This is a genomic window from Acinetobacter calcoaceticus DSM 30006 = CIP 81.8, from assembly GCF_000368965.1.
GTDB classification, from domain to species: Bacteria; Pseudomonadota; Gammaproteobacteria; order Pseudomonadales; family Moraxellaceae; genus Acinetobacter; species Acinetobacter calcoaceticus.
Map to the genome: position 1 here is coordinate 289,837 of NZ_KB849780.1, position 21,186 is coordinate 311,022.

The 21,186-nt window shown below is 39.3% G+C and carries 18 protein-coding genes; 8 read left to right on the forward strand and 10 right to left on the reverse strand.

Annotated features, from left to right (window positions below; genetic code table 11):
* Positions 1-13 precede the first annotated feature (13 nt).
* Positions 14-247: a hypothetical protein gene (locus F936_RS19195; protein ID WP_005046004.1), complete on the forward strand. Its 234-nt coding sequence runs from the start codon at positions 14-16 to the stop codon at positions 245-247.
* 34 nt (positions 248-281) lie between these two features.
* Here the strand turns inward: F936_RS19195 and F936_RS06290 are convergent, their stop codons facing one another.
* Both F936_RS06290 and F936_RS06295 read right to left on the reverse strand, forming a co-directional pair.
* Complete coding sequence (locus F936_RS06290) at positions 282-968, reverse strand: pirin family protein (protein ID WP_005046006.1); 687 nt, start codon at positions 966-968, stop codon at positions 282-284.
* 191 nt (positions 969-1,159) lie between these two features.
* Entirely contained in the window at positions 1,160-2,398 is a 1,239-nt protein-coding gene (locus tag F936_RS06295; protein WP_005046007.1) for a L,D-transpeptidase family protein, read from the reverse strand.
* A 302-nt stretch (positions 2,399-2,700) separates the two neighbouring features.
* On the opposite strand from F936_RS06295, the gene hemE reads away from it, so the two are divergent.
* The 4 genes from hemE to F936_RS06315 all read left to right on the forward strand — a co-directional run bounded on the left by hemE (position 2,701) and on the right by F936_RS06315 (position 7,149).
* The gene (gene hemE / locus F936_RS06300; protein ID WP_005046009.1) at positions 2,701-3,774 is read left to right on the forward strand and encodes a uroporphyrinogen decarboxylase; all 1,074 of its coding nucleotides are present in this window, start codon (positions 2,701-2,703) and stop codon (positions 3,772-3,774) included.
* Between the two features lie 5 nt (positions 3,775-3,779).
* Positions 3,780-4,574 (forward strand): DUF817 family protein, encoded by a 795-nt coding sequence (locus F936_RS06305; RefSeq protein ID WP_005046011.1) that lies wholly within the window; start codon positions 3,780-3,782, stop codon positions 4,572-4,574.
* 150 nt (positions 4,575-4,724) lie between these two features.
* Positions 4,725-5,195, forward strand: coding sequence for a DUF3015 family protein (locus F936_RS06310; protein ID WP_005046013.1), 471 nt, complete (start codon positions 4,725-4,727; stop codon positions 5,193-5,195).
* Positions 5,196-5,265: 70 nt separating this feature from the next.
* Positions 5,266-7,149 (forward strand): Lnb N-terminal periplasmic domain-containing protein, encoded by a 1,884-nt coding sequence (locus tag F936_RS06315; protein ID WP_005046016.1) that lies wholly within the window; start codon positions 5,266-5,268, stop codon positions 7,147-7,149.
* A gap of 70 nt (positions 7,150-7,219) precedes the next feature.
* Here F936_RS06315 and F936_RS06320 read toward each other — a convergent pair whose 3' ends face one another.
* Together F936_RS06320 and folE are read right to left on the reverse strand one after the other, a co-directional pair.
* The gene (locus F936_RS06320; RefSeq protein ID WP_005046018.1) at positions 7,220-8,371 is read right to left on the reverse strand and encodes an extended-spectrum class C beta-lactamase ADC-127; all 1,152 of its coding nucleotides are present in this window, start codon (positions 8,369-8,371) and stop codon (positions 7,220-7,222) included.
* Positions 8,372-8,522: 151 nt separating this feature from the next.
* A complete protein-coding gene (folE, locus tag F936_RS06325; protein WP_005039113.1) occupies positions 8,523-9,071 on the reverse strand; it encodes a GTP cyclohydrolase I FolE in 549 nt (182 codons plus the stop codon).
* Positions 9,072-9,332: 261 nt separating this feature from the next.
* On the opposite strand from folE, the gene xdhA reads away from it, so the two are divergent.
* The 3 genes from xdhA to xdhC are packed head-to-tail and all read left to right on the forward strand — an operon-like array spanning position 9,333 to position 14,202.
* Entirely contained in the window at positions 9,333-10,832 is a 1,500-nt protein-coding gene (gene xdhA / locus F936_RS06330; protein WP_005046020.1) for a xanthine dehydrogenase small subunit, read from the forward strand.
* A 1-nt stretch (position 10,833) separates the two neighbouring features.
* A complete protein-coding gene (gene xdhB, locus F936_RS06335; RefSeq protein WP_005046023.1) occupies positions 10,834-13,209 on the forward strand; it encodes a xanthine dehydrogenase molybdopterin binding subunit in 2,376 nt (791 codons plus the stop codon).
* Between the two features lie 6 nt (positions 13,210-13,215).
* Complete coding sequence (gene xdhC / locus F936_RS06340; protein ID WP_005046025.1) at positions 13,216-14,202, forward strand: xanthine dehydrogenase accessory protein XdhC; 987 nt, start codon at positions 13,216-13,218, stop codon at positions 14,200-14,202.
* A 10-nt stretch (positions 14,203-14,212) separates the two neighbouring features.
* Here the strand turns inward: xdhC and F936_RS06345 are convergent, their stop codons facing one another.
* The 6 genes from F936_RS06345 to F936_RS06370 form a co-directional block, all read right to left on the reverse strand.
* On the reverse strand, positions 14,213-14,908 hold the full coding sequence (locus tag F936_RS06345) for a Smr/MutS family protein (protein WP_003650560.1): 696 nt from the start codon (positions 14,906-14,908) through the stop codon (positions 14,213-14,215).
* A gap of 10 nt (positions 14,909-14,918) precedes the next feature.
* Positions 14,919-15,725, reverse strand: a complete 807-nt coding sequence (gene trpC, locus F936_RS06350) for an indole-3-glycerol phosphate synthase TrpC (RefSeq protein ID WP_004643530.1) — start codon at positions 15,723-15,725, stop codon at positions 14,919-14,921.
* A 9-nt stretch (positions 15,726-15,734) separates the two neighbouring features.
* Positions 15,735-16,784: an anthranilate phosphoribosyltransferase gene (gene trpD, locus F936_RS06355; protein ID WP_005046028.1), complete on the reverse strand. Its 1,050-nt coding sequence runs from the start codon at positions 16,782-16,784 to the stop codon at positions 15,735-15,737.
* Between the two features lie 9 nt (positions 16,785-16,793).
* Positions 16,794-17,378, reverse strand: coding sequence for an anthranilate synthase component II (locus F936_RS06360; protein WP_005046030.1), 585 nt, complete (start codon positions 17,376-17,378; stop codon positions 16,794-16,796).
* Positions 17,379-17,679: 301 nt separating this feature from the next.
* Positions 17,680-19,482 (reverse strand): aminopeptidase P family protein, encoded by a 1,803-nt coding sequence (locus tag F936_RS06365; RefSeq protein ID WP_005046033.1) that lies wholly within the window; start codon positions 19,480-19,482, stop codon positions 17,680-17,682.
* Positions 19,479-21,038, reverse strand: a complete 1,560-nt coding sequence (locus tag F936_RS06370) for a peptide MFS transporter (protein ID WP_080631697.1) — start codon at positions 21,036-21,038, stop codon at positions 19,479-19,481. The genes F936_RS06365 and F936_RS06370 overlap by 4 nt, the downstream gene beginning before the upstream one ends.
* Positions 21,039-21,186 lie beyond the last annotated feature (148 nt).

A 21,186-nucleotide genomic window follows, 5' to 3' on the forward strand; every position in this document is an offset into this window, starting at 1 on the left:
AGGAGGTCGTTATTTGAAGTTATTTATTATTGTATTTATTGCAATTTTTTCCAGTATTGGTCTGATTTGTTTAATTGCACTGCTTAGAAATTTAAAAAAATCTTCGTCATCTGGCGAGCATGATTATTCATCTTCTTCAACACATCATTACTCTGATTCCCATCATCATAGCTCTAGTTATTCAAATGATTGTTCATCATCTTCCGACTCGGGAGGATGTGATGGTGGCGGTGGTGGTGGAGATTAAAAAAGCCCTTTTGTTCAAAGGGCTTTTGATTAGTTTAAGGTAAATCGAACCAAATAAATTGACTATCTTCATTTGCCTGAATCGTCGCTTTATCCTCAAATACGAAAGCATCGCCTGCTTTAACTTCTTGATCGCCAATGCGGATTACACCTGAAATAACGTGGATATAATTCACTTTTTTAACCGGATCAACACTTAACTCATGTCCTTTTTCCAATACGGCAGATTTTATCTCTGCATTTTGACGAATATGCATCGGTGCATTTGCATCAGGTCCTGCAATTAAATGCCATTTATTTGGATCTTTACATGGGTCAAGGTTAATTTGCTGGTAATTTGGCTCTGCATCTCTTACATCTGGAATAATCCAGATCTGTAATAAATGTACAGGCGTATCAGTGTTGTTAACTTCACTGTGGGCAACACCTGTGCCAGCACTCATGAGTTGCCATTCACCTGCTTTAATTTGACCTTCATTTCCCATCGTGTCACGGTGTGAAATTGCACCATCTAGCACACAGGTTAAGATTTCCATATTGTCATGCGAGTGCGTACCGAAACCATTATGCGCATCAATCTTATCGTCATTAATAACCCTTAGAGTACTTACACCCATATATTTAGGGTTGTACCAGTTACCAAATGAAAAGCTGTGATAAGACTCTAACCATCCAGCTTTAACGTGTCCACGATCTTCACCACGATGTACGTAAGCATTCATGATCTAATCTCCCAAATTTTTATTTATCTATTGAGAAATATATTAATGCTATATCGGGAGTGAAAAAATAGAAGAACTGAAACATGTCGTTTCATAATTGATATGATATTAAGTTTTTTTATCTATTTGTTGCAATTTTTGATAATAAAAAAACCTGCCATAAAGACAGGTTTTTTTATGAAAATATTTAATTATTCAAGGAATTTAACAGTTACGCCAGAACGTACTTTACTTCCTAAATCATTTGCATCCCAGTTAGTCAAACGGATACAACCGTGTGATGCTGTTTTAGAAATTAAAGATGGATTTGGTGTTCCGTGAATACCAAAAGATTTCTTACTCAAACCAATCCAGATATTACCAACAGGGGCATTTGGGCCAGGTGGTAAAGAAAGAGGTTTTAAGTTTTTACCTTGTACGAAGTTCGACGGTGAATAGCTGTACCAAGGGTTACGAGCCACACCAACTACCTTGTAAGTACCGGCCGGAGAAGGCGTATCAGTACTGCCAATTGTTGCAGGAAATGAGGCAATCATTTGGTTCCGGCTATTGAAGAGATACAATTGTTTTGCACCTTTATGGGCAATAATCAAATGAATATCTTCTGGTAAGTCATTGCGCACGTTTGGAACAATGATTTTTTCACCAGCTTTTTTGAATGTCGCAGTTGGGTTAATTTTCTTTAAGAATGCTTCATCAATATGAAACTTTTCACCCAACATTTCGCTAACACGGGTGTAATACAAACCTTTCATTTTGGCTTGTAAAGCATAATCAGAAGGAATTGATTGGGCATACGGACCTTTTAAGTCAGCATCAGAAATCGTGTATTCAATAAATGCTGGCTTCGTTTGTTTTGCAACCAAAGCATCCCAAGTTTCTTTAGTAAGCTCACCAGTAGCTGACAAACCATTCATTTGTTGGAATGAAGAAATTGCTTTTAAGGTGTTTTTACCGCTCATGCCATCAATAGCGCCTGGCGATGCATGTGCATTATTGAGCATCACGTGTGCACGTGCATAGACTGGAAGTTGACCTTTACCAATATTTTCAGACCATTCAGCCGAGTTTAAGCTATCTAAAGTCCATGAAGCAGCTGACACTGGTGCAGCCTTAGACGCCGTTGTGCTTTTAGCAACAGCTGGCGTAGACGCAGCAATGCCAGACTCTGCATTTGGGTCTTCAGTTTTCTGTAAGTTTTGTAATGTTGTTGACGCTCGATTTAGGTCATTTTGTTCTTGAGCAGTAATTTGTGTTGGAGCTTGAGCTTGTACAGTTGAAGCTGCCTCTACTGCTAGAGGATCAATCGGATCTTCTACAGGAGCTGATACCTTTTTAGGGTTCAGGGGTTGCTCAGTTGTTGAAGCAGCAAAAGCAACATTAGCAATGATACAACTTAAACTCATAGCGAGTAATGAGCGAACAAACATGTAATTCAACCTTAAGAATTTTCATATAAGCAATAGGAGGATTGATGTGATCTTAAAGTGCATAAAATTACCAATAACTCATCTCTATGAGCCCAAGATTGGCAATTTAGTGATTAAAAGAATATCAATAAACCCAATGTAACATGTTGCAAGTATTGCAGAAAACCCCGCAGCTTGCAGTAGACTTTTGTGTAAATATGCATTTTTTAGTAGATTGACGAGTTTTTTGTGTGAAATTGAAATTATAAAAATGTCTCTGTTTTTGGTATGATGCTGCCACATAAAGAAGATAGAGATTGGTAATGACGACTTTGAAAAATGATCGTTTCCTCCGTGCTTTGTTACGCGAACCTGTAGATACCACTCCGGTATGGATGATGCGTCAAGCAGGGCGTTATTTGCCTGAATATCGTGAAACACGTTCAAAAGCAGGTGACTTTCTATCCTTATGTAAAAATACAGATTTTGCCTGTGAAGTCACTTTACAACCTTTGCGTCGCTATGATTTAGATGCAGCAATTTTATTTTCAGATATTTTAACAATTCCAGATGCACTAGGTTTAGGTCTTTATTTTGAAACAGGTGAAGGACCAAAGTTCCATAAAACAGTACGTACTGAACAAGATGTGGCGAATTTACCTAAGTTAAATGCAAAATCAGACCTTGATTATGTCATGAATGCTGTAAGCACAATTCGCTCTGCTTTAGGTGGTCAAGTTCCACTGATTGGTTTCTCTGGTAGTCCTTGGACTCTAGCGACTTATATGGTTGAAGGTGGTTCAAGTAAAGAGTTCCGTTTTACCAAGCAAATGATGTACGCCCAACCAGAAGTTTTGCATGCTTTACTTGATCACTTGGCTACGTCGGTCATTGACTATTTAAATGCTCAAATTGATGCAGGTGCTCAGGCGATCCAGATCTTTGATAGTTGGGGCGGGGCATTGGCACATCGTGAATATGTCGAATTTTCTTTAAACTACATGAATAAAATCATTGCTGGTTTGCAACGTGAAAAAGACGGTCGACGTATTCCTATCATTGTGTTCACTAAAGGTGGTGGTCAATGGTTAGAGCCAATGATTAGCACAGGCGCAGATGCATTAGGTTTAGATTGGACTACGCGATTAGATACAGCTCGAACTACGGTGGCTGGACGTGTCGCTTTGCAAGGAAATCTTGATCCTGCTGTTTTATATGGTTCGGCTACTTCAATTGAAAAAGCAGTAAAAGCCATGTTGGATGATGCCTACGCAAATGGTGAAAAGACGGGTTACATTGCTAACTTAGGCCATGGGATTACTCAGTGGGTAGACCCTGCACAACCAAAAATCTTTGTAGATACAGTGCATGAGTATAGTGCTAAATATCTAGGATAGTTTTTGTGCAATATCTAACTTTACCGTTTCAATTTATCGGCAAGGCTGTTTCGGCAGCCTTGTTTGGTATTTTGCTTTTAATTGCTTTTGCTTTAACAGCACCGATGGGAAGCCATGAATATATGGGGTTCTATCGTTATGATTATTTACTCATCTATGCACTGATGATTCAGATCTGCTTACTCTATTTAAAACTGGAGTCATGGGCAGAGGCTAAAGTAATTGCCTTATTTCACGTCATGGCGATGGTCATGGAAATATTCCTAACGCATCCTGCAATTGCTTCATGGCAATATCCGCAGCCCGCCGTATTTAAAATTTTAACAGTGCCTCTATTTGCAGGTTTCATGTATTCGGCTGTAGGTAGCTTCTTCGCACGTTCAATACGACTGTTTCAAGTGTCTTTTGAAAAGCTTCCAAGATTTGGAACTATGTTATTACTGGCATTTTTCTCATATATAAATTTTATGAGTAAATTTTTTGTTCCAGATATTCGCTATATTTTATTTGCGATTAGTATTTTTATTTTCTGGAAAACAAAACTTTATTTTCAAATAAATGAACATAAATTTAAAATCCCGATGTTACCGATATTATTGACGCTTGCATTTATCATCTGGATTGCTGAAAATATAAGTACATTTTATAAAATTTGGCTCTATCCAAGTCAGGTCGATGCTTGGCATATGGTGGGGTGGGGCAAGCTTGGGTCGTGGTATTTATTATTACTTTTAAGCTTAGTATTGGTTCTTAAAATATTAGGTAATCGAGATAATCAAGGTAATTGGAATTTAAGGTAAATTTTTCTTTAGCACTTTTCATCATATTATTTATTTTTTAATTGCTAAATCCTAGCCTTCTCGCTATCTTTAATATCGTGTAATAAAAATTACACATAACAATACAAGACATAAGAAACAATCAATAATGATTTTTGGAGATATACATCTATGTTAAAAAAAATAGCTTTAGCTGCATTGTTAGCAGCTGGTTCAAGTGTTGCAATGGCTGACAACGATGTGGGTTGTGGTGCGGGTACACAAATATGGGCTGGCAAAAAAGGAGTAGCACCTAAGATTCTTGCTGCAACAACAAACGGTATTTTTACTAACCAATTATTAGGGATCACTTTCGGTACTTTAGGCTGCCGTCAAGGCGGGACAGTAACAGCGCAAGTGGTAACATTCACAAATGAAAATGCAGAAGCTTTAGCACGTGATATGGCAGTAGGCCAAGGTGAAAGCCTGAACGTACTTGCTGAGTTAATGCAAATTAAACCTCAAGATAAAGACCGTTTCTTTAAAGTTTCAAAAGCAAACTTTGGTGAAATCTATTCAGCAAATAATCAAAATACCCTTCAAGTATTAGCATCATTACAAACTGTAATGGCTAAAGACGACGTTTTAAAAGCTTACGTATAAGTTTGAAATTGAAAACCCTGTCGCATGGCAGGGTTTTTCTTATATTTAATGATAAAAATTGATGAACTTAATGAAGTCAGTTGTTTTGGTTTTTGCCTCTTTGGCAGTTAATATTGCGTATTCAGCAGAAATAAATCCATCTATTCAAAAATATTGGTCCATTGCAGAACAACAAAATCTAGATCAAGACATTACATGGCAACGGCTCATGTATGCGAATAAAAACCATAAAAGTGACGTCACTTATTCTGGTTATTTCATGTCAGAAAATGGGAAAAATAATTTAAAAGAAGAACTGAAAGCTGACATCTCGGCATTATTTATACCTGCTCAAGATAATCAGTCGATTCGTTGTAAGTTTCCGGCTCGAAGCCAATGGCTCATAAAAAAAGTAGGCATTCAAGAAAATGAATTGCCTCAAATAAAATGTTCAGAATTTGAAAACTGGATTGGACAGATTAAGCCTTATAAAGCCACATTAATTTATGCGACAGATTTTATGGGCAACCCTAGCTCGATGTTTGGTCATACTTTATTGCGTTTAGACCCTAAAGATCAGCAGCAATTAAATTTAGTTTCCTATGCTGTAAATTATGCAGCAACTGTGGAGGGGAATGACAACTGGTCATATGCATGGAAAGGTTTAACAGGGCAATATCCGGGTGAATATTCACTCATGCCTTATTATCGTAAGGTAAAAGAGTACGGTGATTTCGAAAGCCGTGATTTATGGGAATATGAGCTGAAACTTTCTCCTGAAGAAACGCGATTTTTAGTAAGCCATATTTGGGAAATGCAGCATGTAAGTTTCCCTTATTATTTCGTGAGTGATAACTGTGCCTATAGGTTATTAGGCTTGGTCGATTTAGTAAAACCTGAGTCTAACTTACAAGAAAAGTTTACTTATGCATCTATTCCGATGGAAACCATTAAATCGATGCAACAGCAAGGGCTCACCAAAGCTCCTGTATATCGGCCTGCTTTAGAAACTCAACTATTAGCCCAAGCTCATCAACATGGTGCCTCACTAGCGAAGGTTGCACATCAAATTACGATGATGCCAATTAAGCAGTCTTCTGAGCTTTTAAAATCCTTTAGTGAGCAAGATCAGGCCAAAATTCTAGAGATGGCTTACGATGATTTATATCTTCAATTTACGAGCCGTCAAATAGAAGAAAGCGTTGCTCAGCCACAGTTACGTCAGCTTTTGGCTTTAAGAAGCCAGATTGATTTGGACAAACAGCGTCAAGAACCTAAACGACCAGAAAAAGAGCCAACTCAAGGTCATAATGCACGTAATCTTTCATTGAAAGCTGGTGAAGTCCAAGGTGATAAGTTTATCGAAATTGGTCATCGACAAGCCTATCACGACTTAATAGATCCTCAAGGGGGATACCGTGCTGGGACTCAATTACTATTTTTAAATGGTAATGCACAGTGGCGAGATGATCATTTAAAACTAGAACGTCTTGATCTGTTAGAAGTAAATTCTTATAACCCAATACAGCCTTTTAAAACACCGCTGAGTTGGGGATTTAACTTAGGCTGGCGTCAGGAAGCAATTCATGATGGAAACTTTAGTGAAGAAAAACAGCATGGCGTAGCGAATTTTAATGCTCAGGTTGGTTACAGTCTTGCAGACTATGAGCGCAAACATATTTGCTATGGGCAACTCCAAACCTATGTTCAAACAGGCTCAAATTTAGATAAAGGGTGGCGTGTGGGAATGGGCCCGACTTTAGGTTGTATGAACCAATGGTTTGATCGATTTAACTCTGTTGTACAGATTGAATTGCCATATTGGGAAGACCAAAATCAATGGAATTTGAGAGTAAATACTCAGTGGCAATATGTGATTAATAGTAATAATGCCGTTCGATTAAACTGGGATTATGAACAACAAAATCATCGAGACTGGATGAAATCAAGTCTCGGATATGTTTGGTTCTTTTAAATAGCATTACGAATAAAAAAAGGGAAAAATGAATGAAATCATTTCTCCCTTTTTTTGTTTTCAGAAAAGATTATTTCTTTATTGCATTCAACACTGCATACGCTGCTTTAATGCGTTCTTCATTGGGAATACGTTTATTGGTTAACATGACTAAACCAATATTTTCTTTGGGAATAAACACGACATAAGTTCCAAATCCGTTAGTTGAACCAGTTTTATGGAACATCTTGATTGAAGGCTCTTTTGAAATAGCAGTCACTTTATTAGGTTTCATCACGATTTGTTCAGAATTACTGTCTAATAAAGTTTGTAAAGGAGCTGGATAAGAAAACTCTTCCCAACCAAGCGCCTGATACATCGTACCGACTTGATAAAAACCTTTATGAGTCTCATCAATTGCGCGTCGAATATCTGCCGGATATTTTTGTGGATTTAGATTGGCATCAATAAAGCTAAGCATGTCTGGTAATGTGGATTTAACGCCGTAGGCAGGGGCATCTAGTGGGCCTGGGGTCACACGAATAGGCTGATTTTCTTGGTTATAGCCAAATGCATAGTTTTGCATCTGAGTTTTAGGAACATTCACATAGCTATGTTTTAAGTGAAGAGACGGAAAAATTGTATTTTCTAAAACCTGACTAAAAGGCTGGTTCATCGATAAGCCTACAACTTTTCCAAATAGGCCAATACTAGGGTTTGAATATTGTCTATATTCACCAATTTGGTTTTTAGGTTTCCAGTCTTTGAAAAAAGTTAAAACTTGTTGGTCTGTTTGTACTTCATCTGGAAATTGTAAGCCAAGGTTGCCACTCGTATAGGTCGCAAGTTGAAGTAGGTTCACTCGGTCAATCGGTGTATTTTTTAGCTCTTTCCAGTATTTTCCTGGGGTGTCGTTAAAAGAGATTTTTCCTTTAGTTTTGGCATATCCACCTGCCGTGGCAGTAAATAATTTACTGACTGAACCTAGCTCAAAAATCGTATTGCCATTTACAGATTTTTTATCTTGAACCGATTGTAGGCCATAATACATTTCGTACTTTTTATTGTTTTGGATGACGCCAACCGCCATACCGGGAACATCATATTTTTCTAATAGTGGTTTAAAGTTTTGATCAACAACTTTCTTGATATCTTGTTCTTTTGATGTGTTACCTGCATAAATTGAGGTATTAAAAATAAAAAGAGAAGGTAGAATTAAGTAAGAAATTTTTTTGAATCGCATTATCAACTCATCAAACATTTTAAAGTGAAAGGACGTACTTTTATAACAAAAATCACATAATTTAATTGTTATGTTTTATAGAATAAACGCTGTATTTAGATATAAAAAAACCCAACTAAGTTGGGCTTTTAAATTTATCACTAAAAAGAATTTAGTAACTTTCTGGTACTGCACTCAAGAACTCACGTCGTGATTCTTTATCGGTTTTAAAGTCTCCGATAAATGAAACTGTACGAGTGGTTGACTCTTGTTTGCCTACACCACGCATCATCATGCACATATGTGCTGAATCGATGACGACAGCAACGCCTCGAGCACCAGTCACTTCAGCCACAGCTTCTGCGATTTGCTGAGTCAAGTTTTCCTGAATTTGCAAACGGCGTGCAAACATTTCAGTAATACGTGCAAATTTTGATAAGCCAAGAACCTTGCCTTCCGGTAGATAGGCAATATGAACACGGCCATAGAACGGGAGGAGATGATGTTCGCAAAGCGAATAGAATTCAATATTCTTCACCAATACCATTTCATGGTTATCTGATGGGAAAACAGCATTATTGGTGACTTCTTCTAAAGTTTTACTATAGCCAGAAGTTAAATATGAAAAAGCTTTAGCCGCACGCACAGGCGTATCTTTAAGGCCGGGACGATTAAGATCTTCACCGACGGCAGTCAGAATATTTGCGTACGATTGCTGCATTGACATAAGACGTATAAATTTACTCTATTAGACAAGCTCGGCATTGTATCAGAAACATAACCAGATGTTCATAACTCGACGCACTATATTTATTTTGGTTTTGCGCGCGTTTAATAAAAGATGAATAAATTTCATGTTTTTTATCGTTAATAGTCAAGAGTTTGAACATGAAATATGCATTTAATGTTGGTAAGTTCTAAATGATCGCCTAGTGGCATCATATTTGCACAGATGCAGTGTTATAGAGCATAAGGATAAAACATGTCAGAACGTCCAATCACCTTTTTTTTCCGTGGTGGTCAGCAGCAAGTGGAAAATGTATTACCTACCATGACGGTTTTACAATTTCTGCGAGAATATACCCAAACTGGTAAGACTAGGCAGACCGGTACAAAAGAGGGCTGTGCTGAGGGCGATTGTGGTGCATGTACAGTCGTGATTGGTGAGTTGGTCAATGACAGCTTGCAATTACGAAGTGTGATTGCGTGTATTCAGTTTTTACCGACTTTAGATGGTAAGGCCTTATTTACAGTAGAAGATCTTCATACGTTATTACCTACACAGGATGGGAAACTTCATCCAGTACAACAGGCGATGGTCGATTTGCATGGTTCACAATGCGGTTTTTGTACACCCGGTTTTATCATGTCGTTATGGTCAATGTATGAAAATGAACAACATTCTCCAAGCAAAGATCAAATCAGTGATTATCTTTCTGGAAACTTGTGTCGTTGTACAGGTTATCGCCCTATTTTAGATGCAGCACAAAAAGCTTATGACTATCCACGTGTTGTATTAGAACGTCAAAAGGTACTTGATGTATTAAAAGAGATCAAAGCATTACCTGCATTACATTTGAATGATCATGGTCAGCAATTTTTTGCACCAAAGACGTTGCAGGATTTTGCCGCTTTACGTTTGCAATTGCCACAAGCGCGCATTGTCGCTGGTAGCACAGATGTCGGTTTGTGGGTAACCAAGCAGGGCCGTGATTTAGGCGATATGCTTTATATCGGTCAGGTTGAACAACTGAAAAATATTGTAGTTACCGACCACGCTTTAACGATTGGGGCAAATGTAAGTCTGAGTGATGCACTCATAAAAATTTCAGATTTTTATCCTGACTTACAAGAATTACAGCGCCGTTTTGCTTCCATGCCTATTAAAAACGCGGGAACCCTAGGTGGAAATATTGCAAATGGTTCGCCTATTGGTGACTCAATGCCAGCATTAATTACGCTAGGTACACGATTGATTTTGCGTGTAGGTGAACAGACCCGTGAAATCGCATTGGAAGACTTTTATCTAGATTATCAAAAAACAGCATTACAGCTTGGTGAGTTTGTTGAGGCGATTGTTATTCCGCTTCGTGAAGGGCAGACGCGCTTTAAATTTGCCAGCTATAAAATTGCCAAACGTTTTGAGCAAGATATTTCTGCGGTATGTGCGGCTATTTCATGCGAGTTAGATACTCATTATGTTGCTCACAATGTGCGAATTGCTTTTGGTGGCATGGCTGCTATTCCCAAACGTGCAAAATATGCAGAAGCCATATTGGAAGGTCAGCAACTCACAGCTGAATTGATGGTTCAGGCACAGCACGTGTTGTCGCAAGACTATCAACCTTTAGATGATGGACGGGCTAGTTCGGCATATCGTTTACAAGTCGCGAAAAACTGTTTACAGCGGTTTTATGTAGAAAAAATCCTGTCTCAAGCGATCACTCGTGTGAATGACTTGATTGCTATGGTGGAGATCTAACATGAATCAAACCATTGACTTAAGTGTTTCTAAAAAATCTGCTAAAGCAGGCGACTCCATTCCACACGAAAGTGCACATTTACATGTGACTGGGCAGGCAACTTATATCGACGATTTACCCGAGCTTGAAAATACGATGCATTTGGCGGTCGGATTTTCGAGTTGTGCCAAAGGTAAAATCAGTAAGTTTGATTTGGATGCAGTACGTCAGGCTGATGGCGTCCATGCAGTTTTTTCAGCAAAAGACATTGAGGTTGAAAATAACTGGGGACCAATTGTTAAAGATGACCCGATTTTTGCCGAGGAGCAGGTCGAATTTTACGGGCAAGCCTTGTTTGTGGTTGTTGCCGAGAGTTATCAGCAAGCCCGTCAGGCAGTTCGCTTGGCAAAAATTGAGTATGTGCCCGAGACTCCGATTTTAACGATTCAAGATGCGATTGAAAAAGAATCGTGGGTGTTGCCGCCTGTTGAATTTAGCCATGGTGAAGTTGAACAGGCATTTCAAAATGCTGCACATCAACTTTCAGGTGCTATTGAGCTAGGTGGGCAAGAGCATTTTTATCTTGAAGGACAGATTTCCTATGCTATTCCACAAGAAAATGATGGGTTAAAAGTCTATTGCTCGACACAACATCCAACCGAAATGCAGCTGCTGATTTGTCATGCATTAGGCATGAATATGCATCAGGTAAGTGTGGAAAGTCGCCGTATGGGTGGTGGTTTTGGTGGTAAAGAGTCGCAGTCGGCGCAGTGGGCATGCATTGCATCTTTGGCAGCACGAAAAACAGGCCGTCCGTGTAAGTTACGCTTAGACCGTGATGATGATATGAGCGCCACAGGCAAGCGTCACGGTTTTGCTTATGAGTGGTCTGTGGCTTTTGATGACACTGGTATTTTGCAAGGCTTAAAGGTGCAATTGGCTTCAAACTGCGGTTTTTCGGCTGATCTTTCTGGGCCAGTAAATGAACGTGCGATTTGCCATATTGGCAATGCCTATTATTTAAATGCGGTTCAGTTGCGTAACTTACGTTGTAAAACCAATACTGTTTCCAATACCGCATATCGTGGTTTTGGCGGACCGCAAGGCATGTTTGTCATTGAAAATATTATTGATGACATTGCCCGTTATTTAGGTTGTGACCCAGTTGAAATTCGTCAGCGTAATTTCTTTGCCGAGCAGCCCGGTGCTGGACGTGATCGTATGCATTATGGGGCAGAAGTCCGTGATAATGTTGCCCCACAATTGGTAGCTGAATTGTTGCAAAGTAGTGATTATGCGAAACGTAGACAGACCATACATACCTTTAATCAGAACAATGACATCATTAAGCGTGGTATTGCGTTAACACCATTAATGTTCGGTATTTCGTTTAATGCCGTGCATTACAATCAGGCAGGTGCATTGGTCTATGTGTATATGGATGGTACGGTCTCTATTACGCATGGCGGTACAGAAATGGGACAGGGGCTATATACCAAAGTACGGCAGGTTGCTGCACATGAGTTGGGTTTACCAATCGATAGTGTTCGCTTAATTGCAACCGATACTTCTCGTGTGCCAAATACTTCGGCAACCGCAGCATCAAGTGGAGCGGATTTAAATGGTAAAGCTGTTCAAAATGCCTGTATTAAAATTCGTGAGCGCCTGGCAAAACTTGCAGCAGAAATAAGTGACAGTGACGCTGACCAAATCCAGTTTGAAGATAGTATGGTTTCAACAGCGAATGGTCACTCATGGACATTTCCTGACTTGGTTCAACGGGCATATATGGCGCGTGTGCAACTATGGGACAGTGGTTTTTATAAAACGCCAGAAATTCACTACGATCAGGTCAACCATTTAGGGCGTCCGTTTTTCTATTATGCCTATGGTGCAGCAGTCAGTGAAGTCGCAATAGATACCTTAACTGGGGAAATGAAAGTATTACGTGCTGACATTTTGCATGATGTCGGGAGGTCCATTAACCCTGCAATTGATATTGGGCAAATTGAAGGTGGCTTTGTTCAAGGGATGGGGTGGCTAACCACAGAAGAGTTGTATTGGCAGCCCCAAGGACCACATGCAGGACGCTTGTTTACGCATGCACCTTCAACTTACAAAATCCCGACCAGTTTTGATATTCCTCATATTTTTAACGTCAAACTGTTTAATAACCAAAATCAGGCAGACACTATTTATCGCTCCAAAGCGGTAGGTGAACCTCCATTTATGTTGGCATTGTCAGTTTTTTCTGCAATTCGTCAGGCGGTACAGGCGGCTATTCCAGAAAATGCACCGCTCGTACTCAATGCTCCGGCAACTGCCGAAGAAATTTTACGTGCAATTGCTATTGGACGAGGACAAGCTTTGGCTACTCGCCTACAAGCTAAAATGTAGAAGATTATGCAACATTTACAATGGTGGACTGATTTTGTGGCGTGGCAAGCCGATGCTGTGTCTATGGTATTGGTAACAGTGGTACGCGCTGATGGTTCAACACCACGAGAAGTTGGCGCAACAATGTTATTGCGTTTTAATTTGCAACGACAATGGCAGCAGTCGGATACGATCGGTGGCGGGCATTTAGAGTTTCAGGCTATTGATATTGCGAAAGCAATGTTAAGAGAAACGGAAACTTGTGTGAGGCGTATTGAACGCTTTAACCTTAGTGCTCGGTTGGGGCAGTGTTGTGGCGGAGTAATGTGGTTATTGTTTGAAAAAATATCACCCGCTGTAATTGCCTCGGATTTATCCCATTGTTTGCAAGCATGGCGAGCCGGACAGCGTATATGGCGTACAGTCTCACATCAACATGCATCCACTTGGCAGACTATGGATATAAATAAGGAACAACCATGTTTCGAGGTTCAGCTTGCCAGCAGTGACCAATGGCAATTTGACCAGCAGATTCAACCTTATGCCATGCAAGTGCTGATTTGTGGCGCGGGGCATGTGGGTGAAGCGATTGTCCGTTGTTTATTGCCTATTGGCGTTAGTGTGAAATGGATTGATCCGCGTGATGATATTTTCCCATCGGACTTACTACAACAGGTGCAATGTTTAACAACAGATACGCCAGAAGCCGAGATTGAACATTTTGATCGTTCGGGTGCAATTTTAATTTTGACCCATGATCATCAACTAGATCTGCAACTGTGCTTTGCAGCTTTGAAACCTAAGCTAGAACCATTTGCTTATGTTGGGATGATTGGTTCAAAAAGTAAAAGGGCTATTTTTGAGAAACGTATGCTGACGCGTGGTTATACTTCAGAAGCATTACAACGTTTGGTTTGCCCTATAGGGATAGAAGGGATTTCATCGAAACAACCTGCAACGATTGCCGTTGCAGTGGTTGCTCAATTATTGCAGGTGTTTGATGTGAAGAAATGATCTTTGGGGATCATTTCTTTTGTTCGAACTTTGGATTTTTTTCTGCACGTTTAAGCAGTACGAGGACGGCACCTGTGCCACCTTGATTTTCAGGTGCACTTACAAAAGCTAGAACATCGCGGTGCTGACGTAGCCATCCGTTGACATAGGTTTTTAAAACAGCTTCAGGGCCTTTACCATGTACAATCTTGACAACATTTTGATTTTCATCTTTTGCCATCTGGATAACTTGTAAAACCGCGTCACGTGCTTGCTCAATCGTACATCCGTGTAAATCTACCGCTTCAAACCAGCGCATTCTTCCAGCTTTTAAGTCTTCGAAAACTTTATGCTGAAGTGTGGCAATGCGATAGCTTAGCGTTGCTTGACTTGCTACAGGGTTTAGAGCAGCTTGAGTGTCTGATAACTCGGCATGTTCAGTTTCACGACCACCTTCGGCAGCTGCACGTTTAGCGAGTGTTTGAGCATCAATTTTTTTTGTGCGAGGCGTTCTTACATCAGCAATATTACTATTGTTGATGGGCTTAACACCTGCTAGAGCACTTTGAAACAGGTTTGCATCTTCCAATTCTTCAGACTCAGCCTGAGGTTTTGGGGCCTCAGACTGACTTGCGATTTTGCTTGAATGAGGATTGGAGATTTGCTTTTTAAATTGCTTCAGTAACTTTTGTTGCTCTTTAGAAAGCGATGAATCTTTATTACTCATATATCTTCTATTAAACCGTTTGGGGTTGTCCAAAAAGGGCGGTAAAGGCTTGATCTGGTCTTGGTTGTTTCATAAAACTTTCGCCAACCAAGAAGGTGTGAATATCATTTTCTTGCATCATACGAACATCATCTGGAGTGGCAATACCACTTTCAGTCACAAGTAAACGTGATGATGGAAGCAAGTTTTTTAAACGAATTGAGGTATTTAAATCTACATCAAAGGTTTTTAAATTACGGTTATTCACACCTAATAAACATTGCTCAGACAACTTTAAAGCACGTTCCAGTTCTTCTTCGTCATGAACTTCAACTAATACATCAAGCTGATGTTCAAAAGCAGTTTTAGACATTTCTTCAAGTTGTTGATCTGACAAAGATGCAACAATCAATAAAATACAGTCAGCATGTAATGCACGTGCTTCAACTACATTATATGGATCAATCAGAAAGTCTTTACGTAAAGCAGGTAAAGCACAGTGGCTTCGTGCAATGGCAATATTTTCATCCGCACCCTGAAAAAAATCAACATCAGTTAAAACGGATAAACATGCTGCTCCAGCTTGTTCGTACTGCTCAGCAATTTCAGCAGGATTAAAATCTGCACGAATAATGCCTTTTGACGGAGAAGCTTTTTTAATTTCAGCAATTACGGCAGGGCGTTTGTGCTGTAAAGCTTTTGCAAAGCCTCGGACCGGAGTTGCAGCTTTCGCTAGTTCTTCAACATCTTGCAAATTACGTTGTTTTAAACGTGCAGCAAGTTCCTCATGTTTACGGTCAACAATTTTACCTAAAATGGTATTTTGAATATTAATCATGAGAAGTCCTTAATCTGCCTGACATTGTTTTAATGTTTTGGTAAATTCCGCCAAAACACTCATTTTCTCTAATGCTTGTCCGCCATAGATAATATCTTGAGCGAATGTAACAGCTTGAGCATAGGTTTTGGTAATGCCTGAGACATAAATACCTGCACCTGCATTAAGCGCAATCATATTTGCTGCTTTTTCACCAATGTCAGATTTATTTTTACCTAATGCATCTTTAATCAGCTTTAAGCTTGCTGCGGCATCAGCTACCACTAAACCATTTAAGGTTTGTGATTCAATCCCGACATCTTCCGGATTAAGCGTCCATTCGGTAATTTCGCCGTCTTTAAGTTCAGCAACAGCGGTAGGAGCAGCAAGGCTAATTTCATCAAGTCCATCTCTTGAATGAACCACCATGACATGCTCAGCGCCAAGTTGCTTCATAACCTCGGCAATCGGACGGCAAAGTTCATCTGAAAATACACCAATTACAAAGCGTTTTACGCCGGCCGGATTCGTAAGCGGGCCGAGTAAATTGAAAATGCTGCGAACACCAAGCTCACGACGTGGGCCGACTGCATATTTCATAGCTTTGTGATGATTTGGAGCGAATAAAAAGCCTACACCCATCTCACGAATGCAGCGCTCAGTTTGTTCCATATCTAAATCAAGGTTAATACCTGCTTGTTCAAGTAAATCAGACGAACCTGATTTACTTGAAACGCCTCGGTTACCATGCTTTGCAATGGTTGCACCAGCTGCTGCAATCACAAAGCTTGAGGCCGTAGAGACGTTAAATAAGTTCTGCCCATCACCACCAGTACCAACAATATCAACTAAATAATTGATATCGCTGACATCAATTTTAATAGCGAATTCACGCATGACACGTGCGGCAGCAGTAATTTCGTCAATACTTTCACCTTTCATGCGAAGGCCCATCATCAAAGCACCAATTTGTGCTTCGGTTGCCTCACCTTGCATGATGCTGCGCATAATGTCTTCCATTTGCGGCTGAGTCAGGTGAATATTTTTTGTAATATGGTTAAGTGCTTGTTGAATGTTCATAAATATCACTTATGCATAAATATCTAAAAAGTTTTTAAAGATTTGATGACCATGTTGGCTCAAGATTGATTCTGGATGGAACTGCACACCTTCAACAGGCAATGTCTTATGTTTAACACCCATGATTTCTTCAATTGAGCCATCTGCTTCATTGGTCCAGCACGTTACTTCAAGGCAATCAGGCAGCGTTTGCTGATCTATGACCAATGAGTGATAACGAGTTGCCGAGAATGGGCTAGGGAGATTACTGAAAATACCTTTATTGCTATGGTACATATCAGATAAACGTCCGTGCATCACCGTTTTGGCTCTTACAATGTTTCCGCCAAAAGCTTGCCCAATACTTTGATGCCCTAAACACACGCCAAGCAAAGGAATTTTTCCGGCAAAGTGATTAATTGCCGGAATAGAAATACCTGCTTCACTTGGAGAGCATGGGCCAGGACCAATAACCAGATATTTAGGTTGCCATCGTTCAATATCCTCTAATGTGACTTGATCATTGCGAACAACTTTTACTTCCTGATCCAACTCGCCAAAGTACTGGACGATGTTGTAGGTAAAAGAGTCGTAATTGTCGATCATTAGAAGCATGATGAACTTAACCTCATAATAATTAATATATATTTAATAAGTGACTAGAGTAGTTACTCACATTAATACTCACTTTATAGAAAGAACTTCTTGATTAAAAAATAAAAAGCCACTTTCTAAGCGGCTAATATAACAAAAAATGAAGTGACCAGTTTAACTATTTCATTCATTAGAAATTTGCTAAAAAAGTCAGCTTTAAATTGATATTAGATCTGTTAAGAAACAGAGATATGTGCAATTAGGGCAGAATCGGCTTTTTCATTAGAACTAAAAAGTATTCTGCCTTAGTTAGAAAAGCAGATTAAATCGCACGAGTGTTGTAAATCAGCCAGTCTAGAACCTCTCCAGATAAATGTTCAGCTAGTCTTTCTTGAACCATTTGGTGATAAGCATTTAGCCAGTCTTTCTCTTCATTGTTAAGCATCTCAACAAGGATACAGTCCAAATGGATTGGACAAAGCGTAAGTGTTTCAAACTCCAAAAACTCACCATAAGTTTTGTCAAACCCAGAGTGAAGACGGTTTGCAACCAGATTTTCAATGCGAATACCGTATTGTCCCTCATGGTATAAGCCCGGTTCATTGGAAAGGATCATTCCCGCGCGTAGTTTGCTGTAAGCATGAACAGGCGCATAATAAGAAAGCACTTGCGGTCCTTCATGAACGTTAAGAGCAAAGCCTACGCCGTGTCCTGTTCCATGGCGATAATCTAAACCATGTTGCCATAAGGTATGGCGGCAAATTGAATCGAGTAGCGGTGCAGCTAAACCTTCTGGATAAATCGTTTTTGCCAAAGCAATATGACACTTTAAAACTAAGGTATAGTCACGTTTTTGTGGTTGCGTTGGCGTGCCCACAGGAACTACACGAGTAATATCTGTTGTTCCATTTACATATTGCCCACCTGAGTCAATCAGCAATAATCCATCACCTTCAATAAATGAATAGTGCTCCTCAGTTGCACGGTAATGGGGTAGAGCGCCATTGGCATTAAAGCCAGCAATTGTAGAAAAACTTGGCCCTATAAACCCATCTTGCTGAGCACGGAAAGCTGTAATTTTTTCATCAATCGTCAGTTCTGAAATGTTTTCACGATGATGAAGTGCTTTTTCTAGCCAGTGGAAAAAGTGGCAAAGGGCAACCCCATCTTTAACCATTGCATGACGGATATGGGCTATTTCACTTTCATGCTTACGCGATTTAAAAAGCGTACTCGGGTTAATGTCGTATACAACCTGAATATCTTTTGCGATGGCTTGTTCATGATAAATCGATACTTTGGCAGGATCTAAAAGTATAGAGGCATCAGAAATATTCGCTAAAAATGTTGCTGTATCTTCATAGTTACGAATTTCAATACCATCAGCTTTAAAGGCTTGCTGAATGCTTACATCAACTTTTTCAGAATCAATAAAAAGAATAGTTTGTTTTGCACTGACATATAAATGTGAAAGGAATACAGGGTTGTATTCTACATCTTGTCCACGTGCATTTAAGATCCATGCAATATCGTCTAAAGATGAAATGAAATGACCCGCAATATTCTTGCTGTGTAAATTTTCAAGAATATTCTGAATTTTCTCTTTACGAGAGAGGGCGTTTAAACCTTCAGGCATTAAATGAATTTTATTTGATGGAAGTTCTGGGCGATCAGACCAGATGGCTCCAATTAAATCTTGTTGAGTTTCGAGTTTATAGTTGTTAAGTCTTGCAGTATGTTCGAGTGCCTTAAATTGTTGAATGGATAAGGTATGTCCATTTACTGCAATGACGGATCCTACTGTTAAGTTTTGTGCAATCCAAGCTAGATGTGTTGATGATTCATCACTGGTCAATTTTTGAAGTTCAAATCCAGTCCCGACAAGTTGTTGTTCGGCTTGTACCCAATAGCGACCATCCGCCCATAGACCTGCAAAGTTTTGAGTCACGACCAGCGTACCAACAGAACCGCTAAAGCCACTAAGCCATTGTCTTGCTTTCCAGTAATCTGGTAAATATTCTGACATATGCGGATCGGCACTCATGACGACTAACGCATCAACATGCTGGTTAAGCATGAGTTCACGAAGTTTCTCTAGCTTTTCTTGAACAGTTAAATTGGTCATATGGTTTCCAAGTCAGGTTGAACTTTACTAGTACTTTTATTCATTAATCTATAAATAGGTTTCTTTAATAAAAATAACACGATTGCACCAATTACTAGTGCCAAAACACATCTCATAAAGAGGGTAGGTAAGTGATTAATGCCATCTGCCGATACATGTCCTCCAATCAACCCTGCTATCAGATTACCTAAAGCTGAGCCAGTAAACCACAGACCCATAATTTGACCGCGTATAACATCGGGGGCAAGTTTAGTCATGGTAGATAAACCAATTGGGCTTAAGCAAAGTTCGCCTAGGGTAAGCAGAAATATAGTACCTACTAACCAAAATGGCGAAACTAATCCACCAGCAATGGCGAAACGGCTTGCAAATGACATAAGTAGAAAGCCACCTGCTGCTAGTAAAAGTGCAATAATAAATTTAGTGATATAACTTGGGTCTTTATTTGACTTACCTAGTCTCGCCCAAAGCCATGCTGCAATTGGGGCAAAAATAATAATAAAAAGCGCATTAATTGATTGAAACCATACTCCCGGAATTTCAAATCCGAAAACATTACGGTCCGTATAATCTTGAGCAAACAGATTAAAAGATGTTGGTTTTTGCTCAAAGGCAGACCAAAATAGAGCAGAGGTTGCTAATAAGACAAAACAGATAATAATTTTAAATTTTTCATGTTGTTCTAAACCAAGGAAAAATAACAAATATGCAAAATAAGCGATAATGCCAATACCTATTCCCACTGTTAAGTAAGTTGCTACCGCAACTGGGTTGATATGAATTACGCCAAAGAAGGTAAGAGCAATAACCACTGCAACACTTAATAAAAATGAGAAAGCAATTTTTGGGGCATTTTTATTTTCTATTACAGGTTTATTCCAATTATCAGCTTGTTGGCGCAATTGATTGAAAGACTGTAGCTGTGGAATCGCTAATGCACGGAAAATGAGTAAAGCAACCAACATCCCAAGGCCACCTATACCAAAACCCAGATGCCAGCCATGATCACGAGCCAATATACCTGTAATAAGTGGGGCAATAAACGACCCCATATTAATTCCTATATAAAAAATAGAGAAGCCGGCATCACGTCTATTATCTTGGGCTTTATATAATGTTCCGACAATTACTGAAATACAGGTTTTAAATAACCCCGACCCAATAACAATAAGGACTAAACCGAAATAAAAAAAGAATTGATCAAAGATAGGAGTAAGTGCAATCGATAAATGACCTAATGCAATAATGATGGAACCATACCAGACAGATCTTGCTTGGCCTAACCAGTTATCGGCAATCCAACCGCCTAAAACGGTCATTAAATACATAGAGCCAGCAAATAACCCAACAATTGCTGCTGCGGTAGGACGATCAAGCCCTAAACCACCATCATTGACCATCGCAACCATGTAAAGAACCAATAAGGGACGAATTCCATAGTAAGAAAACCGTTCCCACAGTTCAGTAAAAAATAAAGTTTTTAAGGGTTTTGGATGGCCGAAAAAAGCTGTGTCGCATTGTTCGAGTTCATGCTTCATTTCAAATCCTTTGAACATATTTGTAGTTAAATAAACCAAACTTTTAGTTTGTTTAATTATAAAAAAAAGTTATGTTTTATTTTATAGTTTTTTTTAAATTGAAAAGCAAGTTGGTCATGTATAAAAAAGGTATATAACAAATGGTAAAAAATGGAAAAGTGAAAAA

Coding starts and splice junctions, on each gene's coding strand:
- F936_RS06290 (WP_005046006.1), bottom strand. CDS start 968: ATGAATGCTTACGTACATCGTGGTGAAGATCGTGGACACGTTAAAGCT.
- F936_RS06295 (WP_005046007.1), bottom strand. CDS start 2,398: ATGTTTGTTCGCTCATTACTCGCTATGAGTTTAAGTTGTATCATTGCT.
- hemE (WP_005046009.1), top strand. CDS start 2,701: ATGACGACTTTGAAAAATGATCGTTTCCTCCGTGCTTTGTTACGCGAA.
- F936_RS06310 (WP_005046013.1), top strand. CDS start 4,725: ATGTTAAAAAAAATAGCTTTAGCTGCATTGTTAGCAGCTGGTTCAAGT.
- F936_RS06315 (WP_005046016.1), top strand. CDS start 5,266: ATGAAGTCAGTTGTTTTGGTTTTTGCCTCTTTGGCAGTTAATATTGCG.
- F936_RS06320 (WP_005046018.1), bottom strand. CDS start 8,371: ATGCGATTCAAAAAAATTTCTTACTTAATTCTACCTTCTCTTTTTATT.
- folE (WP_005039113.1), bottom strand. CDS start 9,071: ATGCAGCAATCGTACGCAAATATTCTGACTGCCGTCGGTGAAGATCTT.
- xdhA (WP_005046020.1), top strand. CDS start 9,333: ATGTCAGAACGTCCAATCACCTTTTTTTTCCGTGGTGGTCAGCAGCAA.
- xdhB (WP_005046023.1), top strand. CDS start 10,834: ATGAATCAAACCATTGACTTAAGTGTTTCTAAAAAATCTGCTAAAGCA.
- xdhC (WP_005046025.1), top strand. CDS start 13,216: ATGCAACATTTACAATGGTGGACTGATTTTGTGGCGTGGCAAGCCGAT.
- F936_RS06345 (WP_003650560.1), bottom strand. CDS start 14,908: ATGAGTAATAAAGATTCATCGCTTTCTAAAGAGCAACAAAAGTTACTG.
- trpC (WP_004643530.1), bottom strand. CDS start 15,725: ATGATTAATATTCAAAATACCATTTTAGGTAAAATTGTTGACCGTAAA.
- trpD (WP_005046028.1), bottom strand. CDS start 16,784: ATGAACATTCAACAAGCACTTAACCATATTACAAAAAATATTCACCTG.
- F936_RS06360 (WP_005046030.1), bottom strand. CDS start 17,378: ATGCTTCTAATGATCGACAATTACGACTCTTTTACCTACAACATCGTC.
- F936_RS06365 (WP_005046033.1), bottom strand. CDS start 19,482: ATGACCAATTTAACTGTTCAAGAAAAGCTAGAGAAACTTCGTGAACTC.
- F936_RS06370 (WP_080631697.1), bottom strand. CDS start 21,038: ATGTTCAAAGGATTTGAAATGAAGCATGAACTCGAACAATGCGACACA.